Origin of the sequence: Agrobacterium sp. InxBP2 (assembly GCF_026191755.1) — a bacterium.
Lineage (GTDB): Bacteria > Pseudomonadota > Alphaproteobacteria > Rhizobiales > Rhizobiaceae > Agrobacterium > Agrobacterium pusense.
The window spans coordinates 743,741-765,976 of record NZ_JAINDY010000033.1; the positions used below are offsets into that span (position 1 = coordinate 743,741).

Annotated in this window: 20 protein-coding genes and 1 tRNA gene; 12 read left to right on the plus strand and 9 right to left on the minus strand. The window is 58.9% G+C overall.

Features of this window, described 5'->3' with window-relative positions; translation table 11 throughout:
• Window positions 1-158: 158 nt before the first annotated feature.
• Window positions 159-232 (minus strand) — tRNA-Cys (locus tag K7A42_RS21565).
• Between the two features lie 239 nt (window positions 233-471).
• Window positions 472-624: a DUF3309 family protein gene (locus K7A42_RS21570; protein ID WP_004442177.1), complete on the minus strand. Its 153-nt coding sequence runs from the start codon at window positions 622-624 to the stop codon at window positions 472-474.
• 734 nt (window positions 625-1,358) lie between these two features.
• On the opposite strand from K7A42_RS21570, the gene K7A42_RS21575 reads away from it, so the two are divergent.
• Together K7A42_RS21575 and K7A42_RS21580 are read left to right on the plus strand one after the other, a co-directional pair.
• Window positions 1,359-1,646 (plus strand): hypothetical protein, encoded by a 288-nt coding sequence (locus tag K7A42_RS21575; RefSeq protein ID WP_004442182.1) that lies wholly within the window; start codon window positions 1,359-1,361, stop codon window positions 1,644-1,646.
• Window positions 1,647-1,727: 81 nt separating this feature from the next.
• Window positions 1,728-1,973: a DUF982 domain-containing protein gene (locus K7A42_RS21580; RefSeq protein ID WP_004442183.1), complete on the plus strand. Its 246-nt coding sequence runs from the start codon at window positions 1,728-1,730 to the stop codon at window positions 1,971-1,973.
• Between the two features lie 486 nt (window positions 1,974-2,459).
• Here K7A42_RS21580 and wrbA read toward each other — a convergent pair whose 3' ends face one another.
• Window positions 2,460-3,059: an NAD(P)H:quinone oxidoreductase type IV gene (gene wrbA, locus K7A42_RS21585; protein ID WP_282455839.1), complete on the minus strand. Its 600-nt coding sequence runs from the start codon at window positions 3,057-3,059 to the stop codon at window positions 2,460-2,462.
• Between the two features lie 277 nt (window positions 3,060-3,336).
• Here wrbA and K7A42_RS21590 point away from each other — a divergent pair, with 277 nt between their 5' ends.
• From K7A42_RS21590 to K7A42_RS21610, 5 genes are all read left to right on the plus strand, one after another.
• Entirely contained in the window at window positions 3,337-4,128 is a 792-nt protein-coding gene (locus K7A42_RS21590; protein ID WP_006698846.1) for a competence/damage-inducible protein A, read from the plus strand.
• 105 nt (window positions 4,129-4,233) lie between these two features.
• On the plus strand, window positions 4,234-5,079 hold the full coding sequence (locus K7A42_RS21595) for a universal stress protein (protein WP_282455840.1): 846 nt from the start codon (window positions 4,234-4,236) through the stop codon (window positions 5,077-5,079).
• A gap of 306 nt (window positions 5,080-5,385) precedes the next feature.
• Entirely contained in the window at window positions 5,386-5,883 is a 498-nt protein-coding gene (gene gpt, locus K7A42_RS21600; RefSeq protein WP_006698845.1) for a xanthine phosphoribosyltransferase, read from the plus strand.
• A gap of 825 nt (window positions 5,884-6,708) precedes the next feature.
• Window positions 6,709-10,527, plus strand: a complete 3,819-nt coding sequence (locus tag K7A42_RS21605; protein ID WP_112554499.1) for a vitamin B12-dependent ribonucleotide reductase — start codon at window positions 6,709-6,711, stop codon at window positions 10,525-10,527.
• 225 nt (window positions 10,528-10,752) lie between these two features.
• Complete coding sequence (locus K7A42_RS21610) at window positions 10,753-11,496, plus strand: DUF2971 domain-containing protein (protein WP_162699381.1); 744 nt, start codon at window positions 10,753-10,755, stop codon at window positions 11,494-11,496.
• A gap of 78 nt (window positions 11,497-11,574) precedes the next feature.
• Here the strand turns inward: K7A42_RS21610 and K7A42_RS21615 are convergent, their stop codons facing one another.
• Window positions 11,575-12,900 carry an Nramp family divalent metal transporter gene (locus tag K7A42_RS21615; protein ID WP_282455841.1) on the minus strand — a complete coding sequence of 442 codons (1,326 nt, stop codon included), beginning with the start codon at window positions 12,898-12,900 and terminating at the stop codon, window positions 11,575-11,577.
• Between the two features lie 262 nt (window positions 12,901-13,162).
• Here K7A42_RS21615 and K7A42_RS21620 point away from each other — a divergent pair, with 262 nt between their 5' ends.
• Window positions 13,163-13,528, plus strand: a complete 366-nt coding sequence (locus K7A42_RS21620; protein ID WP_004442206.1) for a VOC family protein — start codon at window positions 13,163-13,165, stop codon at window positions 13,526-13,528.
• A 126-nt stretch (window positions 13,529-13,654) separates the two neighbouring features.
• Window positions 13,655-13,876, plus strand: a complete 222-nt coding sequence (locus K7A42_RS21625; protein ID WP_022556285.1) for a hypothetical protein — start codon at window positions 13,655-13,657, stop codon at window positions 13,874-13,876.
• Between the two features lie 16 nt (window positions 13,877-13,892).
• On the opposite strand, the gene K7A42_RS21630 is transcribed toward K7A42_RS21625, so the two are convergent.
• Window positions 13,893-15,626 (minus strand): ABC transporter ATP-binding protein, encoded by a 1,734-nt coding sequence (locus tag K7A42_RS21630; protein WP_004442215.1) that lies wholly within the window; start codon window positions 15,624-15,626, stop codon window positions 13,893-13,895.
• Window positions 15,627-15,855: 229 nt separating this feature from the next.
• Between K7A42_RS21630 and K7A42_RS21635 the strand changes: the two genes are divergently transcribed.
• Complete coding sequence (locus K7A42_RS21635; RefSeq protein ID WP_006698841.1) at window positions 15,856-17,088, plus strand: AI-2E family transporter; 1,233 nt, start codon at window positions 15,856-15,858, stop codon at window positions 17,086-17,088.
• 363 nt (window positions 17,089-17,451) lie between these two features.
• Here the strand turns inward: K7A42_RS21635 and K7A42_RS21640 are convergent, their stop codons facing one another.
• Complete coding sequence (locus tag K7A42_RS21640) at window positions 17,452-17,907, minus strand: GNAT family N-acetyltransferase (RefSeq protein WP_035210724.1); 456 nt, start codon at window positions 17,905-17,907, stop codon at window positions 17,452-17,454.
• A 107-nt stretch (window positions 17,908-18,014) separates the two neighbouring features.
• Between K7A42_RS21640 and K7A42_RS21645 the strand changes: the two genes are divergently transcribed.
• Window positions 18,015-18,434 carry a hypothetical protein gene (locus K7A42_RS21645; RefSeq protein ID WP_004442223.1) on the plus strand — a complete coding sequence of 140 codons (420 nt, stop codon included), beginning with the start codon at window positions 18,015-18,017 and terminating at the stop codon, window positions 18,432-18,434.
• Window positions 18,435-18,640: 206 nt separating this feature from the next.
• Here K7A42_RS21645 and K7A42_RS21650 read toward each other — a convergent pair whose 3' ends face one another.
• From K7A42_RS21650 to K7A42_RS21660, 3 genes are all read right to left on the minus strand, one after another.
• A complete protein-coding gene (locus K7A42_RS21650) occupies window positions 18,641-19,795 on the minus strand; it encodes a DUF2336 domain-containing protein (RefSeq protein ID WP_282455842.1) in 1,155 nt (384 codons plus the stop codon).
• Window positions 19,796-19,906: 111 nt separating this feature from the next.
• A complete protein-coding gene (locus K7A42_RS21655) occupies window positions 19,907-20,518 on the minus strand; it encodes a flavin reductase family protein (protein WP_112554512.1) in 612 nt (203 codons plus the stop codon).
• Window positions 20,518-21,099, minus strand: coding sequence for a nitroreductase (locus tag K7A42_RS21660; protein ID WP_022556291.1), 582 nt, complete (start codon window positions 21,097-21,099; stop codon window positions 20,518-20,520). Before K7A42_RS21660 ends, K7A42_RS21655 begins: the two co-directional genes overlap by 1 nt.
• A 110-nt stretch (window positions 21,100-21,209) precedes the next feature.
• Between K7A42_RS21660 and K7A42_RS21665 the strand changes: the two genes are divergently transcribed.
• Window positions 21,210-22,190: a hypothetical protein gene (locus K7A42_RS21665; protein ID WP_022556292.1), complete on the plus strand. Its 981-nt coding sequence runs from the start codon at window positions 21,210-21,212 to the stop codon at window positions 22,188-22,190.
• Window positions 22,191-22,236: the final 46 nt, after the last annotated feature.

A 22,236-nucleotide genomic window follows, 5' to 3' on the forward strand; every position in this document is an offset into this window, starting at 1 on the left:
CGCCTCTCCATGTTGCAACTTATGTCGCATGGACTAGCCGGAGCCACAGGGAATCGCCCGGAAACCAAGGGAACCACAGCGCAACACGACGCGACATGAAAAACCCACAGCGAGAAGGCTTTTCATCAATAAACATTTGATTTTATTGGTGAAATTTTTGGAGGCCTCGCCCGGAATTGAACCGGGGTACAAGGATTTGCAGTCCTCTGCGTCACCACTCCGCCACGAGGCCTCACACGCTCATCAATGGAGCGATGGCGGGCATTTAGAACGAATCCATTTGGGGCGCAAGAGGGATCGTTCCGAATGTCGTGTTTTTTCAGCCGGGTACGTGGAGTTCAACCGCCCACCTTGTCTAAGTCACTAAGATGACATGGCTTTTCGCGTCATCCCGCTGCTCCGGACGAAAAATTGCCCGCAGCCGAAGCGTTTTCGACTGCGGGCAACCTGTGCATTTTCAGGAACGGTCGATCAAATCCGTCCCATCAGAACCAGGATCAGCACGATGACCAGCACCAGTCCGAGACCGCCCGAAGGGCCGTAACCGTAATTATGATAACCCCAGCTTGGCAGCGCGCCGATGAGGAACAGAATGAGCAGGATGACAAGGATGGTGCCGAGCATGTTTAACCCTCCACTATTGGCATGTGTCCGACTGCTTCAATGACGCAGCGCGTGAAAAGTTCCCTCTTCCGGCCTCTCCAGCAGGCTGAAAGAATGACGGCAGACGTGCCGTTTCAACAGGTTACACCGCTTTTGCCCAGACATGATGGTCCGGCCGGAAGGGGCGTGCCGTCCCCCGCGCCTGGCGGATTAATGTCCCGGACAGTGAAGATGAGAAACTGTGCATAGTCTCGCGCGTCGCATCCATCGCGAGTTCTGGATCGCTGCAATTTATTCGAGGTAATTTCTCGCTCTATGTCTATTTTCGGTTGTCCGCCATAGTGAAGACAGTCCCCCGTACACTGAAACCGGCGGGAGACGGAGAGATCCGGCTTCGCTGGCAGTGCGCCGGATCTCTCCCGCCCCCTCCCTCGCTCCGTCCCACTCCTGCCGCAGGCAGGTCGGCACACGTACATGTGACCGACGACCATGCGTGCTACCCCTTGCCTCGTCTCAGCCTCTCCGGATAGACCCCCGTGACGGGAGGGAGAAACGAGAATCATATGTCCGGTTTTGCGAACCTCATCCCGCTTTTCATCTTTGGCTTCCTCGTCTATTTTTTCTTTCGCTGGGTCGCGCGCGACATTCAGAACCCAAAGCGCAAGTAGTCGGAAGGAATAATACTGCCGCATCCGCCGCTTCCGGGAACCTCCGCGCCTCCATATCGTTTTTGCAGATGGACCTCGGAGGACAGGATGAAAACGCTCGCATCATCGGCCGCAATAGCCCTTTCGCTCGCGCTTGCGGGATGCACGACCGCCGGTCCGGCACCCTATGTGGAGCCCATTCCCGGGAGCATCATCTATAAAGGCCAGCCGCGCACGAAGCTGACGAAGTCACCGATCGGCAGCACCTTCACACATGAGTTCCGCATAGACAGCAGCACAAGGGCGGTGGAAACCTATCGCATCGCGCCGGATCGCTCACTGGAACTCATTGACCGGCGCATCCTTCGCGAATGGCTGTTCGGACGCGACGACTGACCGCACCGGTCGGCTCCGAAACGGATTGCGCATCCCGCCTGCTTCGTTTAGAGCCGGGCGCTAAACCAACATGGATGAGCGATGAACACGCGCTGGCAGAAACCCGTCCTGATCGCCTTCGAAACGCCGGGTGATTATACGAGCATCGAAACAACCCAGGCCGCCTCCTGGGCCCTGATCGAGGACTGGCCGGTGGAGGATGGCGAGGCACTAGACAAGGCGCTGCTGGTCTGCGCCGCCGTGGATGCCGGCAGGAAAAAGCCTGAAGACGCGCGCAAGGCCTTCATCGCCGCCGCGATCGAAGCGGGGCTCGACATCAAGGCGTAACGGCCCAGGCACGCGTCGCAACGGAGGCGCCAGGGACGCTAACGTCAAGTTCATGGTTCGATGGATCGATACAGAGGAAAGCGTCCGGATATATGAAAAAAGCCCTGTTCATCTTTCTTCTCTCCTGCCTGGCGATCGGCCTTCTCGGCCACCTCGTCGTGGCGTTCGTCGTCACCGGCTGACACGCCGTAAATCAGGCGTTAAGAATCCCTAAATTTCATTCTGCTGTTATGGAACCGCGTTAAACTTTTTCCGTTCTCTTTTCGATCGAACAAGGAGGATTGAAATGCGTGACGGACTGAACGGTTTTCTTGAAATTTCGATGATCGGCTTCGTGGTTGCGAGCTGCCTCTTCATGGTGAACCTGCCGATCTGATCGGGGGACGAGCTTCGCAGGAGTGCATCGCGGTAAAGCTGGTGATGATGCCACCGGCACAGAAAATGCGGCCTTTTGGGCCGCATTTCTTTTTCACTGGACTTTCAGGATCAGGCAGAAAGCTTGGCGGCGATTTTCGCCACATGCGCGCCCTGGAAGCGCGCGCCTTCAAGTTCGACTTCGGAGGGCTGGCGGGAGCCGTCGCCATCGGTAATGGTGGAGGCGCCGTAAGGGGAGCCGCCCTTGATTTCATCGACACCCATCTGGCCCTGGAAGGCATAGGGCAGACCGACGACGGCCATGCCGTGGTGCAGGAAGGTCGGCATGAAACCGAGAATAGTCGATTCCTGGCCGCCGTGCTGGGTGGCGGAAGAGGTGAAGGCGGAACCTACCTTGCCGACGAGCTTGCCGCCGAACCACAGGCCGCCCGTCTGGTCCCAGAAATTGCGCATCTGCGAAGCGACCGTGCCGAAGCGGGTGCCGGCGCCGACGATGATGGCATCGTATTCAGCCAGTTCGTCCACGGTGGCGATCGGCGCCGCCTGGTCGAGCTTGAAATGCGAAGACTTGGCGACCGCTTCCGGCACCAGTTCCGGAACGCGCTTGACGACGACGTCTGCGCCCGCCGATTTTGCACCCTCGGCAACAGCATATGCCATCGTTTCGATGTGACCGTAGGAAGAGTAATAGAGCACCAGAACTTTCGTCATTTTCTTTGTTTCCTTTGGGTTTATCGTTTCCGGCGTTCCGGCCAGAAGCCTTTTCAAAAACGTGATGATGATTATCGGCGACCCGTTACAAGCATGTGATGAAAATCTAGCTCACAGGCTCCTTCCACGCCAGCGGCCTATCGGCATACGCACTGTTCACCATAAGTGAACGGAAAAGCGAAACGTCAACTATTTGCCGAAATACATTTTTTCAAAACCGCTTTGCAATCATCGGGCGCGGGGCTAACGTCTTATAAAACAGATGACGAGTACACCCATGTCCAATCCCTCTTCCGCTCAATCCGTCGTGACCGCCGCCATGCTCGCCATTGGCGACGAGTTGCTTTCGGGCCGTACCAAGGACAAGAATATCGGCCACCTCGCGGACGTGCTGACCATGTCCGGCATCGACCTCAAGGAAGTGCGTATCGTTGCCGATGAGGAGGACGCGATCGTCGAAGCGCTGAATGCGCTACGCAGCCGCTATGATTATGTCTTCACCTCGGGCGGCATAGGCCCGACCCATGACGACATCACCGCGGATGCGGTGTCGGTGGCGTTTGGCCTTCCCTGCGAGCACGATGCCGAAGCCTTGCGGATACTTGGCGACATGTATCGTGCCCGTGAGATGGAATTCACCGATGCGCGCAAGCGCATGGCGCGCATGCCGAAAGGTGCTGCCCACATCGCCAACCCCGTTTCCGTCGCCCCCGGCTTCATCATCGGCAATGTCTATGTCATGGCCGGCGTGCCGCAGGTGTTCCAGGCTATGCTCGACAACGTCATGCCGACGCTCCGCACCGGCGCCAAGGTGATGTCGCAGGCCGTACGCTCACCGTATGGCGAAGGCGATATCGGCACGCCGCTGACGGCCATCCAGAAAGCCCATCCCGAAACCAGCATCGGTTCCTATCCGAAATATGACGGGCAACGCTTTTCGACGGAAATCGTGGTGCGCGCCCGGGATGCAGGCGTGCTGAAGGCCGCGGCGGATGCGGTCGCAGCCATGATCGAAGCCATCGGACAGGAGAAAAGACTGGCGGCAGGCAAGGGCGACGCAACGGCTTGAGCGAGAAAGGGCCTTTGACGAACGGGCTTTGACCAAAATCAAGGTGGCGGCCTGCAAAGGCGGCCACTCTCCCCACAGAAATTAGATGTCACCGAGGAGAGATAAATGGGTTACAAAACGATATTGGCAGTGGTCGACAATGTTTCGAACACACAGAAGCTCGGCGAATTCGTGGTGAGCCTTGCAGACCAGTTTTCCTCGCATGTCATCGGCCTGCACATGGAAACGCTGGCCGCCGTTCCCCTCGTCGCGCCGATGGAAATTCCCGATCCCGCCACCGTGCAGGCCCTGCAGGATGTGGCGCACAAGGAAACCACCGATGTCGGCACGCTTTTCGAGCGTGCGCTATCGGCCAACGGCATCTCGCATGAATGGCGAAGCTTCGTTACCTCGGTGGGTTACGCCTCCGCCTCTGCCATCGACAGCGCCCGTTGCGCCGATCTCGTCGTCGCCCGTCAGAGCAGTTCCTCGGCTTTGTCGGACAGCCGCACCGATATTGACAGCTTTCTCTATGAAAGCGGCCGTCCCGTTCTCCTCGTCCCGCATGTGCTCACCGTCGCCAAGCCGATCAAACGCGTCCTGATCGCCTGGAATGGCTCTCGCGAGGCGACGCGCGCCACTTTCGACGCCCTGCCATTTCTGAAAGCCGCCGACAGCGTCGAGATATTCTCCGTCGACCAGGCAGAAAGCGAAACGCAGTCCTCCGGTTTTGCCGGTACGGAACTGGCCGCCACGCTCGCCCGCCACGGCGTGAACGTGACGGTGACCTCACAGGAAAAGATTGCCGGCCTTTCGCCGCAGGCGGCCATCGAAAATCGCCTTTCCGATAACAGCATCGACCTTCTGGTCATGGGCGCTTACGGCCATTCCCGCTGGTGGGAACTGCTGTTCGGCGGCGTTACCCGCACGCTGCTCGATTCCATGACGGCGATGACGCTGCTGTCGCGTTGAATATGGATGCGGCGCAAATGGCGCCGCCAGCCCCCGCGATCTCGCTCGAAAGGAGCGTCCGCCACTGGTTTCTTCTCCCCGCCGGGGAGAAGTCCGCGGCAGCGGGATGAGGGGGCGAGGGTAGAGATAGACCGAGAGCCAGTCCCCTCATCCGACCCTTCGGGCCACCTTCTCCACTTAGGGGAGAAGAAACAAGCGGCATTCTCTCAGCCAAAATCACGCCGGATAAGCGCAAAGCTTGCCTTTTTGCCGGTCTTGCGGCTATTAGCCAAAGCCATCGACAATTTTGACCAGATGGTAGACGACATGTCCCTTCCCGATAAAGCCTTTCCCGTTTCCTGGGACCAGTTTCACCGCGACGCCCGTGCGCTTGCCTGGCGTCTTGCCGGTCTCGACAAAGAGTTCCGGGCAATCGTCTGCATCACCCGCGGCGGCCTCGTTCCGGCGGCGATCATTTCCCGCGAACTGAACATCCGCATGATCGACACGGTCTGCATCGCCACCCGCCATGACTACGTCAACCAGGGTGATACGGTCCTCTTGAAAGGCGTAGCTCCCGAGCTGACTGTTGATGCCGGCGAAGGCGTGCTTGTCGTCGACGATCTGACCGATACCGGCAAGACGGCGCTGGAAGTGCGCGAGATGCTGCCGAAGGCGCATTTTGCCTGCGTTTACGCCAAACCGAAGGGGGTGCCGACCATCGATACTTTCGTCACCGAAGTGAGCCAGGACACCTGGATCTATTTCCCCTGGGACATGGGCTTCACCTATCAGGAGCCGATCGCCAAGGGATCGCGCGGCTGAGTGCCTGAAGAATGGCGCTTTTTCTTTCCGTCATGCCGGACTAGATCCGGCATCCAGCCACGGCGCGTCTGCGCCGTGAGACGACTCTCTCCCGATCAAGGATTGATCGCGCTGGACCCCGGATCTGGTCCGGGGTGACGGAGTGCGGATGCACCAACCGCGCAAGACTTCCCCCAGCAATATACACTCTTTCGCCGTCCCACCCGGGGCGGCTTTTTTGTGTGAAAAGGCCTTTTTGCCCACAGTGAAAAACACGGAAAAACCGCAGTGTCGCCATTATGCCTCACCCCGAAAATGCGGGGTTTTGCCTTTCCGTTGCGGAAACCAGCCTCGCGCAAGCTTCAAATTTTTCCGCCAAGTCACTGATTTTTCTGAGAGCTTTTCCTATCCCCGTTTTCCACAGGCACTCCACACAATATCTTGTGGTTAAAAATGGGTTTCAATCTATGGCTTGACGAATCTGTGCCGCGAGAGGAAAGTGACAAATATGTTGCGGCGGCAACGGACCGGAAAGTAACGAGGCCGGTTCTTCTCCATCTTTAGCGCGCATGTCCAAACGGCGTCCCGGCCATGAGGGGGCGGTTCGCCGATGGCTTTTCTGCGCCTTCGGAACCGCCAAAAACATTAAGCGGGGACTGGCAGCAAGAATGTGTTAACACTATATATAGTAGGCTTGCAGCCATCTTAAACACGAGATACAGGGATGACATCCAAGGATGAACATCCCTACCAGATCGGCAACAACCGGCTGCGCGAAGGCATCGCACGGCTGGAACGAATTTTTGCGCCCTTCACCGGGCGCCCCAATGGACGAGGACAGAAACCATGCGCATTGAACGCCGCTTCACGAAGCCCGGCCAATCGCCTTATGCGGAGATCGACTTCCGCAAGGCCGTCAGTGAAATCAAGAACCCGGATGGATCCATCGTGTTCCGTCTGGCTGACATCGACGTTCCCGCGCAGTTCAGCCAGGTTGCCACCGACGTTCTGGCGCAGAAATATTTCCGCAAGGCCGGCGTGCCGAAGTTCCTGAAGAAGGTTGAGGAAAATGACGTTCCTTCCTTCCTCTGGCGCTCCGTGCCCGATGAAAAGGCCCTGAAGGACGTTCCGGAAGCCGAGCGCTACGGCTCCGAGACCGATGCACGCCAGGTTTTCGATCGCCTGGCCGGCACCTGGGCCTATTGGGGCTGGAAGGGCAAATATTTCTCGTCCGAAGAAGATGCCCTCGCCTTCCGCGACGAGCTTGCCTATATGCTCGCCACCCAGCGTGTTGCCCCCAACTCCCCGCAATGGTTCAACACCGGCCTGCACTGGGCCTATGGCATTGATGGTCCCGGCCAGGGCCACTTCTATGTCGACCCCTTCACCGGCAAGCTGACCAAGTCCAAGTCCGCTTACGAACATCCGCAGCCGCATGCCTGCTTCATCCAGTCCGTTGAGGACGACCTCGTCAATGAAGGCGGCATCATGGACCTGTGGGTGCGTGAAGCGCGCCTGTTCAAATACGGCTCCGGCACCGGTTCCAACTTCTCCTATCTGCGTGGCGAAGGCGAAAAGCTGTCCGGCGGTGGCAAATCGTCAGGCCTGATGAGCTTCCTCAAGATCGGTGACCGCGCAGCCGGCGCCATCAAGTCCGGCGGCACCACCCGTCGTGCAGCCAAGATGGTCGTCGTTGATGCGGACCACCCGGATATCGAAGCCTATATCGACTGGAAGGTGAACGAGGAGCAGAAGGTTGCCGCTCTCGTCACCGGTTCCAAGATCGTCGCCAAGCACCTGAAGGCAATCATGAAGGCCTGCGTCAACTGCGAGGCTGACAACGGCGATTGCTTCGACCCGGCCAAGAACCCTGCCCTGAAGCGCGAAATCCGCGCTGCCAAGAAGGACATGGTGCCGGAAAACTACGTCAAGCGCGTCATCCAGTTCGCCGAGCAGGGTTACAAGGACATCCAGTTCAAGACCTATGACACGGACTGGGATTCGGAAGCCTACCTCACTGTGTCGGGCCAGAACTCCAACAACTCCGTCTCGCTGAAGGACGATTTCCTGCGCGCTGTCGAAAATGACGGTGACTGGAACCTGACCGCCCGCAAGGACGGCAAGGTCATGAAGACGCTGAAGGCCCGCGACCTCTGGGAAAAGATTTCCCACGCCGCCTGGGCGTCTGCCGACCCGGGTCTGCACTTCAACACGACGATGAACGACTGGCACACCTCGCCGGCGGCCGGACCGATCCGCGCGTCCAACCCGTGCTCGGAATACATGTTCCTCGATGACACGGCCTGCAACCTCGCCTCGCTGAACCTTCTGCAGTTCAAGGATCAGGCGACGAAGCGCATCGATATCGCCGATTATGAACACGCCGTTCGCCTGTGGACCGTCGTGCTCGAAGTGTCCGTCATGATGGCGCAGTTCCCGTCGCGCCAGATCGCCGAACTCTCCTATGAGTACCGCACGCTGGGCCTCGGTTACGCCAATATCGGCGGCCTCCTGATGTCCTCCGGCATTCCCTATGACAGCGCCGAAGGCCGCGCCATTGCCGGTGCGCTCACCGCCATCATGACCGGCGTGTCCTATGCCACCTCGGCCGAAATGGCCGGCGAGCTTGGCCCCTTCCCGGGCTTTGCGCCGAACCGCGAAAACATGCTGCGCGTCATCCGCAACCACCGCCGCGCCGCCCTTGGCCAGTCGGAAGGTTATGAGGGCCTGTCGGTCAACCCGGTCGCACTCATCCATGGCGACTGCCCGGATCAGGACCTGATCGCCCACGCAACGGCCGCCTGGGACAAGGCGCTGGAACTTGGCGAAAAGCACGGCTACCGCAACGCCCAGACCACCGTCATCGCACCCACAGGCACGATCGGCCTCGTGATGGATTGCGACACGACCGGTATCGAGCCCGATTTCGCGCTGGTGAAGTTCAAGAAGCTCGCCGGTGGCGGTTACTTCAAGATCATCAACCGCGCCGTTCCGGATGCGCTGCGTTCGCTCGGTTACTCCGAAAGCCAGATCGCCGAGATCGAGGCCTATGCCGTCGGCCATGGCAATCTCAACCAGGCTCCCGGCATCAACCCCTCGACGCTGAAGGCCAAGGGCTTCACCGATGAGAAGATCGAAGCCGTCAACGGCGCGCTGAAGAGCGCCTTCGACATCAAGTTCGTCTTCAACCAGTGGACGCTCGGCGCCGACTTCCTCAAGGAAACGCTGAAGGTTTCCGACGAGCAGCTCTCCGACATGAGCTTCAACCTGCTCGAGCACCTCGGCTTCGGCAAGAAGGACATCGAAGCGGCCAACGTTCACGTCTGCGGCGCGATGACGCTGGAAGGCGCACCGTTCCTGAAGAACGAGCACCTGCCCGTCTTCGATTGCGCCAACCCCTGCGGCAAGATCGGCAAGCGTTATCTCTCGGTCGAATCGCATATCCGCATGATGGCGGCGGCTCAGCCCTTCATCTCGGGCGCGATCTCCAAGACGATCAACATGCCGAACGATGCGACGGTTGAGGATTGCGGCGCAGCCTACATGCTTTCCTGGAAGCTGGCGCTGAAGGCCAACGCCCTTTACCGCGATGGTTCCAAGCTTTCCCAGCCGCTCAACGCGTCGCTGGTGGAAGACGAGGACGAAGAAGACCTGATCGAAGAGCTGATCCAGCAGCCCGCCGCACAGCAGGCCGTGACGATCACCGAAAAGATCGTTGAGCGCGTTATCGAGCGTGTCTCGCGTGAGCGTGAAAAGCTGCCGAACCGCCGTCAGGGTTACACCCAGAAGGCAACTGTCGGCGGTCACAAGGTCTATCTGCGCACCGGTGAATTCGGTGATGGCCGCATCGGCGAAATCTTCATCGACATGCACAAGGAAGGCGCCGCCTTCCGCGCAATGATGAACAACTTCGCCATCGCCATTTCGCTCGGCCTGCAATATGGCGTGCCGCTGGAAGAATATGTGGAGGCCTTCACCTTCACCAAGTTCGAACCGGCCGGCATGGTGCAGGGCAACGACGCGATCAAGAACGCCACGTCGATCCTCGACTACGTGTTCCGCGAACTCGCCGTTTCCTATCTCGGCCGCCACGATCTCGCCCATGTCGATACGTCCGACTTCTCCAACACGGCGCTCGGCAAGGGTATCCAGGAAGGCAAGACCAACCTCGTTTCCACCGGCTGGACCCGCGGTTACAAGCCGACCATCGTGTCCCGCAATGACGGCGAACGCACCGCTTCCGAGCCCAAGGGATCGGCAACGGCAGCCCCTGCCCGCGCCTCGGCCAACGTGACCTCGTTTGCAGGCTCCGCAGCCCGCAAGCTGGAACCGACAGTCGCCATCGCAACCTCCGAAATCGTCTCCTTCAAGCGGGACTATGAAGAGCGCGCCAAGGAACTGGCCGAAGAAATCGCCGAAGAAGTGATCGACGAGGTCGTCCAGGAAGCCCAGCAGACGGCAACCGCCCTCTTCTCCGACAAGGCCGCCGCAGACGCTGCTTCGGCCAAGACGGAAGCCAAGAAGGTCGAAAACGAACGCCGCATGCGCTCGATCGCTCAAGGGTATACGGGCAACATGTGCTCGGAATGCCAGAACTTCACGATGGTGCGGAACGGCACTTGCGAGAAGTGCGATACTTGTGGTGCGACGAGCGGTTGCAGCTAAAAACTACGCTTTATATTCTATTACATAGAAGAGTTTTTATATTCACCCGCCCTTAAGGCGGGTGAATTCGTAATAGGAACAAAGTAGGATATGGCATACTTAGAGTACATTCCAACAAAAACAATGTATCACTACACTCCAGAGAGCGGCCTTAAGGGAATTATAAGCTCTCACGAGTTGTGGCTTTCGGATCTCCAAGCCTCCAATGACCCAAGAGATATCCAAATGGGTTTGGACACTCTTCAACGTGTGACTTATGAAATAGGCCAAAAAGAATATACTAGTGAAAATGCGAGGGCTCTCGCACAGATGACCTCAAAGATGACGGCGTATTTCAAAGACGCACGTTGTTATACCGCTTGTTTCACTCCTAACGGAGACGACATCAACATGTGGAGAGAATATGGGGGCACCGGTGACGGATACGCGATAGGCTTTCGGCCCAGAGCTATAACCGACATGCATGGACGGATTTATAAGGTCCGTTATGTCGACGAAGCCAGCGAAGAGTACCTATACAACCTCATTTCTGAGGTCGTTAAGCCAATTGAAATCTATGGAGAGAGTATTTTTCGTGATGTTGAAAAAGAGATCGAGATTGGCACGGCTCTGATTTCCATCGTTAATTCCCTAAAACACCTGACTTGGGAGTACGAAGGGGAAATTCGGCTTACCTACGCTTCGGGAAACAACCCCCCACCAAATAATATCCCGATATCCGTTTCTTTGAACGGCCGCGAGAAACCATGGGTGCCGTATAAAACAAGGAACTCGAACGACGGCGAGGTAAAATACCATGCCTTGCCGTTTGGCAAGTTTATTGGTGAGCAAAACGATCATCGAGAAGCGATAAAGGAAATAGTAATCGGGCCTAAAGCAACCCTGAGCGAAGGCGACATCCGTAAACTTCTCTTGGCGAATGGTTTTTCGGGCGTCGATATTCGAAGATCGGCTTGCGCTTTTCGTTAAGTCGAGTTTCTGGCCATGGCCGCAATAGCGCTCATCGAAACGGCCGCCGCGCTCCGTAAAGGCGCGGCCTGACCCGCCTCACCCGATAAAATCCACCAGCAGCTTCACATTCAACGCCGCAATCACCACCGCGATCAGCCATGCGAAGCCTGAGAGCCAGAGCGGTGAGCGCAGCTCGCCCATCTTGGCCTTGTCACCGGTGAACATCACCAGCGGGAAGACGGCGAAGGAGAGTTGAAGGCTTAAGACCACCTGCGTCAGGATCAGCAGTTCGCCCGTGCCGCTATCGCCATAGAAGATGGTCACGCCGGCGGCGGGGATGATGGCGATGGCGCGGGTGATGAGGCGGCGCAGCCAGGGGGCGAGCCGCATCTTGAGAAAACCTTCCATCACGATCTGGCCGGCAAGCGTTGCCGTGACGGTGGAATTGATGCCGCAGCACAAAAGCGCCACGCCGAACAGCGTCGGCGCAATCGCAAGGCCGAGCAGCGGCGCCAGCAGATTATGCGCCTCGCCGAGTTCGGCGACATTAGTCTGTCCCGCCTTGTTGAAGGTCGCCGCCGCCAGAATGAGGATCGATGCGTTGATGAGAAGCGCAAACATCAGGGCGATGGTGGAATCGAGGGTCGCGAATTTCAGCGCCTCGCGCTTTTCGGCAATTGTCTCGCCGATTTCGCGAGTCTGCACGATGCCGGAATGCAGATAAAGATTATGCGGCATGACGGTCGCGCCGAGAATGCCGAGCGCCAGATAGAGCATGTCAGGATTGGTGACGATTTCAGTCGTCGGCGCAAAACCAAGGATCACCTGCCCCCAGTCAGGATCGGCGAGCGCTACCTGAATGGCAAAGCACACCGCGATGACGCCAAGCAGCGTGATGACCAGCGCCTCCACCCAGCGGAAGCCGAGCTTCTGCAGATAAAGGATTAGGAACACATCGAGCGCGGTGATGAGAACGCCGATTTCGAGCGGAATGCCGAAGATGAGGTTGAGGCCGATGGCCGTGCCGATCACCTCGGCAATATCGGTGGCGATGATGGCGATCTCGGCGAGCAGCCACAGCAGCATGGCCACCGGCTTCGGATAGGCGTCACGGCAGGCCTGGGCGAGATCGCGGCCGGAGGCAATCGCAAGACGGGCGCAGAGCGATTGCAGCACGATCGCCATGATGTTCGAGACCAGCGCAACCGTCAGCAGCGTATAGCCGAACCTGGAGCCGCCGGCGAGCGACGTCGCCCAGTTTCCGGGATCCATATAACCGACGGCAACGAGATAGCCGGGACCAAAAAACGCCATCGCCCGCCGAAACGTGCCGGCATTCGGCTTGACGCGGATAGAACTGTGAACGTCTGACAACGAGAGATCGTCGCCGTTTCGCCGCCATCCAAAGACTGGCTTCTCCATACTATGCGCTTTCTGAACGGAAATATGATTAATGCAATTGCAAATCATTCGCATAAAGAGACGCAGGACGCAAGCTGACTTTTGACGCCGCGATGTGGCGCTTAGCCCTCTCCCGGCACTGCGACCGGTCACGCGGGTGCTGGACGATTGACAATGTGGTTACTTGACACCGCGCGCCATTGCCTCGCCATGTCAGCCGTCGCTAGAAAGATCGGTGCCATCAGAAATTTGAAAGTGCGTCAGTCCAGCTGAGGAGAAGCGTATGAATATTGTCGCCCATGTCGAAATTCCCGTGACCGATCTCGATCGGGCGATCCGCTTCTATCGCGCGGTTTTTGATGTGCCCTTTGCCGAAATCGTCGCGATCCACGATAGCAGAATGGCCTATTTCCCTTTTGACGAAAACAGCAATGGCGCCAGTGCCGCGCTTGCCGAAGGCCCGGCCTATGTACCGACGCGAGATGGAGCGATCGTCTATTTCAGTGTCGCTGATGTGGATGATGTTATTGCCAGAGCTCTTGCCGGTGGAAGCGAGCTCCTATTTCCCAAAACGGCGGTGAATGATGCGCTCTTCGTCGCGGAGATTTCCGATAGCGAGGGAAACCGCATCGCCATTCAATCCGCCTGATCGGCCTTCCCAAGACAGAGTGACCAGACTCACGTCCTTGTCATCACCTGTTCGCCACACAAACGGAACAGTCCCGGTAGCGCTGGCGTTGATCTTTCACCAAAACGCTTAAATCTGGGGAAGTTCATGCGACAGCACCGGAATAACGACGTGGTGAACCATCCAGGCCGGTGGCCGAACTATATCATGGGGCACAGAAAGCCCCGCGAATGGCTGATGACGATCAGCGGCGTCCTGCTGCTCTTCGTCGTCGCGGCCGCCGTCGCCATGGGTTACCTCGTCAGCAGCCATCCCGGCAAGCCGGAGGCAAACCCCGGCATTGTAGAAGAACAGGCAGCAGAAGGCTGAGCGACGTGCGGGCCGGTCAGCTGAGGCCCGCGAGATGACCGCTGAACTGCGCCTCGTGCAGACGGCTGTAATGGCCCTTGGCAGCCAGGAGTTCGGCATGAGCGCCGGTTTCGGCGATGCCGCTCTGGTCGACCACCACGATGCGCGAGGCATCGCGGATCGTCGCCAGCCGGTGGGCGATGACAAGGGTGGTGCGGCCTTTGGCAAGCTCGGTCAGCGATTGCTGGATGGCCCGCTCGGTTTCCGTGTCAAGCGCCGAGGTGGCCTCATCGAGAATGAGGATCGGCGGATTTTTCAGGAACATGCGGGCAATCGCAAGACGCTGCTTCTGCCCACCGGACAACTTGACGCCACGTTCGCCAATGACGGTATCGAGCCCGAGCGGCATGGCCTCGATGACGCCATCAAGACGGGCGCGCCGCGCCGCCTCCATGATCTCCGCATCCGAAGCGCCAAGCCGTCCATATTCGATGTTCTCACGGATCGTGCCGCCGAACAGGAAGACATCCTGCTGCACGATGCCGATCTGATTGCGCAGCGAGGCGAGCTTCATCTTTCTGATATCGATGCCGTCAATGGTGATCGCACCGCTGGTGACGTCATAAAAGCGCGGCAGCAGCGAGCAGAGCGTCGTCTTGCCCGCACCCGACGGGCCAACGAAAGCCACGGTCTCGCCGGCGCTGATCTTCAGGTCGATATTGCTGAGAACCTGCTTGCCCTCGGCGTAACCGAAGCCCACATGGCGGTATTCGATATCGCCGCGCAGCAACGGCGCTTCCACCGCATCGGGCGCATCGACAATATCGGGCGCGGTGTCGAGAAGTTCGGTGAAACGGCGGAAACCGGCAATGCCCTTGGGATAGGTCTCGATGACCGAATTGATTTTTTCCACCGGGCGGAAAAACACGCCGACCAGCAGCAGGAAGCCGACGAAGCCACCTTCCGTCAGGTCGCCATTCAGAACGAACCAGGCGCCGCAGATCATCACGATCATCTGTGTCAGCCGCATGCTCATGTAGCTCAGCGAGGTGCTGGCCGCCATGATCTTGTAGGCGTCAAGCTTGGTGCGGCGGTATTTCTGGTTGTCTTTTTCGAACAGTGCCCTCTCGTGATCCTCATTGGCAAAGGCCTGCACCACTCGCATGCCGCCGACATTTTCCTCGATACGGGCGTTGAAATCCCCTACACGGCCGTATAGCGCGCGAAAATTCTGCGTCATGCGGCCGCCATACCGGCTGGTGACCCAGGCGGTGACGGGCACGACGGCGGCGGTGATGAGCGCCAGCGGCACATTGACCGACAGCATCAGCAGGAACGCGCCGATAAAGGTCATGATGGCGATGAACAGGTCTTCGGGCCCATGGTGGGCCACCTCGCCGATCTCTTCCAGATCCTTGGTCAGCCGCCCCACCAGATGGCCGGTCTTCTGGTTGTCGAAATACCGGAAGGAGAGCTTTTGCAGATGATCGAAGGCCAGACGGCGCATGTCGGTTTCGATATTGATCCCAAGCATGTGTCCCCAGTAGGTGACAGTCGCCATCAGCCCGGTATTCAGCACATAGATGAGCAGAAGCCCGACAGAGGCCGCAAGGATGATCGCCCATTCACCGCCCGGCAGCAGCACGTCGACAAAGGCCTTCACCGCCATCGGAAAGCCGAGTTCCAGTACGCCCGACAAGACAGCGCAGGAAAAATCGAGAATGAACAGACCGCGATAGGGGCGATAATAGGCGAAGAAGCGGCGGAGCATGGCGTGACCTGGAGATCGGGCGCGGCAACCTTACGCCGCAAGAAAAACGGAGTTCAATTGTCATATTTCAATGCGCGCGCCAAGACCGATGTTCTATTTTTACCAAAATCGTTCAATAGGTTCAGCAATAAACACACAACGCTAATGTGATCCGATTATATTGCACTTATATGTATCGGTGTGACAGAGTGAATGCACCCTTCGGGGAGAATGCGAGAAAGAGCCTGCCGTGAGTAAGAATGACAGCCGTAAGCAGAGTGGCGAACCGAGATGGCTTGGTCCGGCCAGCCCGACGCGGATCGCCCTGATCCCGCCCATTTCGGCTGCGCGCTGGCTGCTCGTTCTCGTTGCCCTGGCCGGCATCTACTTCTTCCACGGCTTCCTGGTTCCGGTTCTCGCCGCCCTTGTCATCGGTTTCGCCAGCTGGCCGGTCTATACACGGCTTCTTCGGCAGGTGGGCGGCAACACCACGCTCGGCGCCACCATCGCCATCATTCTCATCCTCGCCTTCCTTGTCGTCCCGATCTTCATCGCCGCTTCCTACACGGCCAGCGAAATCCGCGAATGGTTCGGCTGGGCAGTGCATGTCAACAAGACCGGCGCCCCCGTGCCGGACTGGATCGCCGCCCTTCCCGCCGTCGGCCCATGGCTTGGCGAACAATGGGTGAAATATATCGGCACGCCGGGCGCCATCGGTGAAGTGATCCAGCTCGTCAGCGGCGCCAATATCGGCAATATCTACAGGGCGATCCTCGCCGCCGGCAATGGCGCGTTCCATCTCGTGCTGACGTTGCTGTTCATGCTGATCGCGCTGTTCTTCGTCTATCGTAACGGGGCCGGTTTCACCCGTCAGGTCGATCTGGTCGGCGAGCGCATCCTGCCGACGCGGTGGGAGCGCATTTCCCGCGTCGTGCCCGCCACGATCAGTTCCACGGTCACCGGCATGACGCTGATCGCCATCGGCGAAGGCATCATCCTCGGCATCGCCTACTGGATCGCCGGTGTCCCCTCGCCCGTCACGCTCGGCGTGCTGACAGGCGTCATGGCCCTCATTCCGGGCGGTGCGCCTCTGTCATTCACGCTGGTGTCGATCTATCTGGTCGCCAGCGGCTCGCCCGCCCACGGGTTGGCCCTGTTTGTCTGGGGTTCGGTGGAACTCTTCATCGTTGACAAAACCATCCGCCCGAAACTCGTCGGCGGGCCCATCAAGCTGCCATTCCTGCCGACGTTTTTCGGCCTCGTCGGCGGCGTCAAGACCATGGGTTTCCTCGGCCTCTTCATCGGCCCGGTGCTGATGGCGCTTCTGGTCGCGATCTGGCGCGAATGGGTGCGTGAGGTCGAACTTTCCGCGGCCGCCGAAGCTCCGACACCGCCTCCTGCGCAGGGTGACGCCTTGGACGAGGTCGCCGTGCTCGAGGACAATAGCGAGGAAACGACGGCGTTTCGGAAGGCCGCTTTCTGATTGAAGCCTGCGCCAGACGCCGCAGCTGCGGTAACGACAGATATCCGCAAACCTCGCATCCGCCCATGCTCGGCCTCGTTGCGCATCCGCAACTATCGCTTCTCCGGTACGGGACCTGATCCTCGGCGCGTTGCGATCATTGTTAGTTCTAAGTTTTCATTCAGGTCTGAAACGGATGGAGAGCGGGAAATGCACCATCGCCGTCATCCTCACGTCAGATAAATCACTCGGATGCAGATCCTCGTGACACACCGAGGATGACGTTGGGTGTTTGGCGCGATCCGTCGCTCGCGCTGCGTTTCATGTCGCGTGAATTCCTTCGTTTTGGACACCGCAAAGCGGCCGCGAACCTCTACCGCCGACTTAAAGCACCTTCTCCATGAAGAGGCTGAGCGGATCAGGCTTATAGGGCGCAAAAGCCTCGATCTCCACGAAACCCGCCTTGCGGTAAAGCCCTATCGCCTCCGGCTGGCTGATGCCGGTTTCGAGACGAATGGCAGAAAGGCCAAGCTCCTCACCACGCGCGATGAGCGTATCCATGATCAGCTTGCCGATGCGCAGACCCCGCGCCTCCGGATCGACGAACATGCGCTTGACCTCAGCCGTGCCATCGCCCGCTTCCACCAGCGCCCCGCAGCCGACCACGCGGCTACCCTGCCGCACCACGAAAAAAGAGACATTATCCTTCTCAAGCGCGCCGATATCGACCAGATGATTGCTTTCTGCGGGGTAAAGCGACGCCATATAGGAATTGGAAAGGTCGATGAGGCGCAGAACCGCGTCCTGACGGGGTGTCTCAAGCTTGATTTCGATGGCCAATGCGATGCCTGCCTTCTCTCAAAAAAATGCGTATTTCGTCGTAATGTCACTGCAATCGGGATAGATGAGTTTCTAGAGCATAATTCCCGACAGAGGCAACACACACCATGAAAACAGCCCTCGTTCTCATGACCTTTCTCGGTTGCGACGACAGCGCCACCGATTGCCATTACCTCGCCACCTCGCAACAGCGGTGGACGAGCATCGAACTGTGCGACGCTGTGTCGGAAAAGGAGCTGGAGCGTTTTGCGAACGCGTCCTATCCGGTGGTCGTGGCCGTGTGCCAGACACCGGGTGAACAGAGCCCGCAAACGGCCGGCACGCAGTCCGGCACTCCAGCACCGGCCGATGCCCAGCAGGCCACGGCGGAAGTGACGCCGAAAGAAGAGGAAAGTCTCACCAAACAGGCGATCGGCCGCGTCAGCCGCGTCCTTCCTTCCACCGAAGGCATAAAGCACTTCCTTGGAACGCCTGTGAGGATGGTCGAAAACAGCTATTCATGGATTGCCAAACGGTTCGATAAGTGACTGCGGGCAACCGATCTTCCCTCATTCCTGTGCTTGTCAAAGGAATCCAGTCGACGCGCGTCTGCACGGCGGAGAGAGTCCTTCCAGCCCAAGGATTTGGGCTGGTAGGATCCCTGTGACGAGCACAGGGATGAGGATGAGAGGATGCCCCCTCCGGGAAAATTATGATACTCATGTGATTTGTATCAGCCGAAATTAACCCGACCTTACGCCGCCTCCACCACCAGCGCCTGCGCATAATATCTCGCCTTCTGCCGTTCTTCCGCAATGCTCAGCTTGCGCACCGCGTGCAACAGTTCGAACAGCGTTTCGGAACCGCTCACGTCACGGAAATGCGACAGCAGTTCGGCGGAGACCGAGGCGGCCGCCTCAGGAAGCTGCGAGCGGGCGGCACGGCGCCACATGAGCGTCGCTTCGATGAAGACGTCAACGACGTCGCCCGACAGACCAATGGACTGGAACAGCGCCTTCAGCGCATGCGGCCGGCCCGTGGCCAGAATGGCGCGCACCTTGCGGTCATCAAGACCGGAGAGATTGACCATGGCCGCCGTGAAGAACTCAAGCCGGCCCGAACAGACGGCATGGATGAGCAATGCGGGCGTCAGCTCCAGCCTTTGGCGCAGATGCTCCACCAGTGCCGGCAGTTCCGGCGAGGAAACGCTCGATGCGATCAGGATGGTGGCGGAATCTTCCGCTTCGCGGAAAAGACTGTCGGCGCGGTTGCGCGTGATCAGCGCATGAACCAGCGCGGAATCCGCAAGTGCCTCGCTCACGCGGCCCACAAGCAGATGACGCGCATCGGCAGGCAAGGCCTCGCGGCGGAGCAGGAGATCACGGATATCGGCGTCGCAACCGTGACGTTCGGCGATGCGCCGGAGCGAAAACGGTGTGATGAAGGCTTCGTCATTTTCTAGCAGGATGGTGGTTTCGGGCAGGTCGCCAACTTCCGCAAGCGCGGCGCAGACCCCGCGCGGCAGGCCGGGCCTGGCGGCGATGAGCGCGCGGGTCAAGCTTTCACCACGCCCCGCCAGATCGACCAGATCGGCCTCGGCCAGAACCGGCGAACGGGCGATTACCGTGCAGGCGATTTCCGGCTGGTCTTCGGCAAGGGAAACGATAATGGCACGCGGCGCATCATGGGCGTCCGCAAGCGCTTCGGCAAGCGCCAGCCGCACGCGCGGCGAAGGATCGTCGAGAAGATAGGTCATCGCCATATAGGCAGCATCGCGGTTTTCGCGCGCCATGCCGGAATGCAGATAGGCACGGCCGAGAGCATTGGCGGCATTCGCCCGCTCGGTCGATCCAGCCTTTTCAGACCAGCGAAGAAATGCCTGTACGATCACCTGAGCCTCGAAACACATTCATACAATGGATGGCGGCATCATCGCCGCCACCATGTATAAAACTCTAGGCGCAAATGGTTTACGTTTGGTTCACCATAAAAATTAACCCTCGCCGAAGAAGGCCTATATTTACGGCGCAGTAGAGGGGCGCTGCAGCTGGAATACATCGCTGCCGCCATCGCAGTAATCCATATAGCCCATGCGCGCCACTGGACGGGCAAGTCCCATGTCGATGCGCCCGTCGCGAATGATCGTTTCGTCGATGTGGATCGCCATGACCTGACCGATGACCATCCAGGAATCCGCTGGCTCGCCGTCAATGTCCCTGAGCTGCTGAATCTGGGTTACCCGGCATTCGAGAACCGCCAGTGCCTCACCCACAAAAGGCGCATCCACCACGCGGCCATCGACAGCGGTAAGACCGGCAAGGGCGAATTCATCGACATCATAAGCGACGGGTGCAGAAGACGCATTCATCCGGTCTACCAGATGGCGGCTGACGAGATTGGCGGTAAAGACGCCGGTCTCCTCGACATTGCGCAGACTGTCCTTCCTGCCGCTGGAGGAGAACATCACGAGCTTCGGCCGGTCCGAAATCGCGTTGAAGAAGGAATAGGGCGAGAGGTTGAGGGAACCTTCCCTGCCCCTCGAGCCGATCCAGCCGATCGGGCGCGGCGCGACGATGGCCTTGAACGGATCATGCGGCAGGCCGTGCTGGTTGGTGTCCGTGGTGTAGAACATCAGACGTCCCCAACCCAGGTGACGACATCGGCAAGCTCCGGCCGAGGCCGTTCCACCGGCGGGAATGTCGTCGAACCGACATGAATGAACCCGGCGACCTTCTCCGCCGCATCGACGTCGATTTCCGCGAGAAAGGCCGGATCGAAAGCGAGCCATTCCGTCAGCCAGTTCGCTGCGAAACCGCTGGCATTGGCTGCGAAGATGAGATTGAGGCACACCGCGCCGGCCGACATGATCTGTTCCCACTCCGGAATCTTGAAATGCGGCTTTGCAGTGCTAATGACGGCAATGACGACGGGTGCGCGGGTGAAGCGGGTGCGCTCGGCTTCCTGCTGCTGCAGGTCGAGGTCCGGGCTCTTTTCGAGTGCGATCCGAAGCGCCGTTTCACCGAGACGGACGCGCTCCTCGCCGCGGAAAACCACGAAACGCCACGGCGCGAGCTTACCATGGTCAGGCACGCGCACGGCGAGCCGCAGGATATCTTCAATTTCCGCCTTCGAAGGTCCCGGCTCGGCAAGTTGCAGGGCCGGCGTGGAACGGCGAACCCTGAGGTAATCGAGGAGCTTGATATCACTTGTCATGATCAATAATCTTCCATTCTGCTGTCATCGCAAAAACATGGGCCTTGAAATAGCCACGGCATTGGTTTTGAAGTGATCCGGGAAAATCAAGAAGTCAATCGGTATCGAAAATGTCGGCAATCAAAATCGCGGCGCGTCTGACCATTGCATGTGCCGCGCTTGGCCTGTTATCGCAAGCTGCTTTTTCGCAGGACGCCTTCAAGGACTTCAAGCAACTCGGCGGCACGCCGAAAATGCCGAAACTCAATGCTTTCACCGCTCCCTCCGCCCCCAACGCGCCGACTAGCACCGCCCGCGACATAGTCATGGAAGCCAAGCTGACCGGCGACGGTGAAGCGGTGAAGGAAGGCCTGTCCTGGCGCGTATTCAGCCCCATCCCCGGCACCGACGGTAAATTGCCGATGCTGGCAAGCTCAGAGGGCGGCTCGGCGGAATTCCATCTGGTGCCGGGCGAATATTTCGTCAACGTCGCTTTCGGCCGCGCAGGTGTCACCAAGAAGCTCAACGTGCCTGCCTCCGGCAGCGTCCAGAAACAGGTGCTCATTCTCGATGCCGGTGGTTTCGTGCTGAACGCCGTTGCAGGTTCCGACAAGCAGATTTCCGCCAACCAGCTGAAATTCTCTATCTATTCCTCCGACGCCCGTCCGGATGGCGAACGCGGGCTGGTTATGGAAGACATTAAACCGAACACCATCGTGCGCCTCAATGCCGGCACATATCACGTCGTTTCCCAATACGGTAACGCCAACGCCTCCGTGCGCGCCGATATCCAGGTGGAAGCCGGCAAGCTGACCGAAGCGACCCTTCAACACCGGGCGGCACAGATCACCCTCAAGCTGGTATCCGAAGCGGGCGGCGAAGCCATTGCCGATACGGCCTGGTCGGTGCTGAACGGCGGCGGTGACGTTGTCAATGAAAGCGTCAGCGCCTTTTCGACCATGGTGCTGGCCGAAGGCGAATATACCGCCATCGCCCGCAACAAGGACAAGGTCTACCAGCGCAATTTCAAGGTAACCGCCGGCCGGGATTCGGATGTGGAAGTGCTGATGAAGGATCAGGCGCCGGAAGAGATGTCCGGGGATTTCGAGTAGGCGTCACCCACATCTCATCCGTCATGCCGGACTTGATCCGGTATCC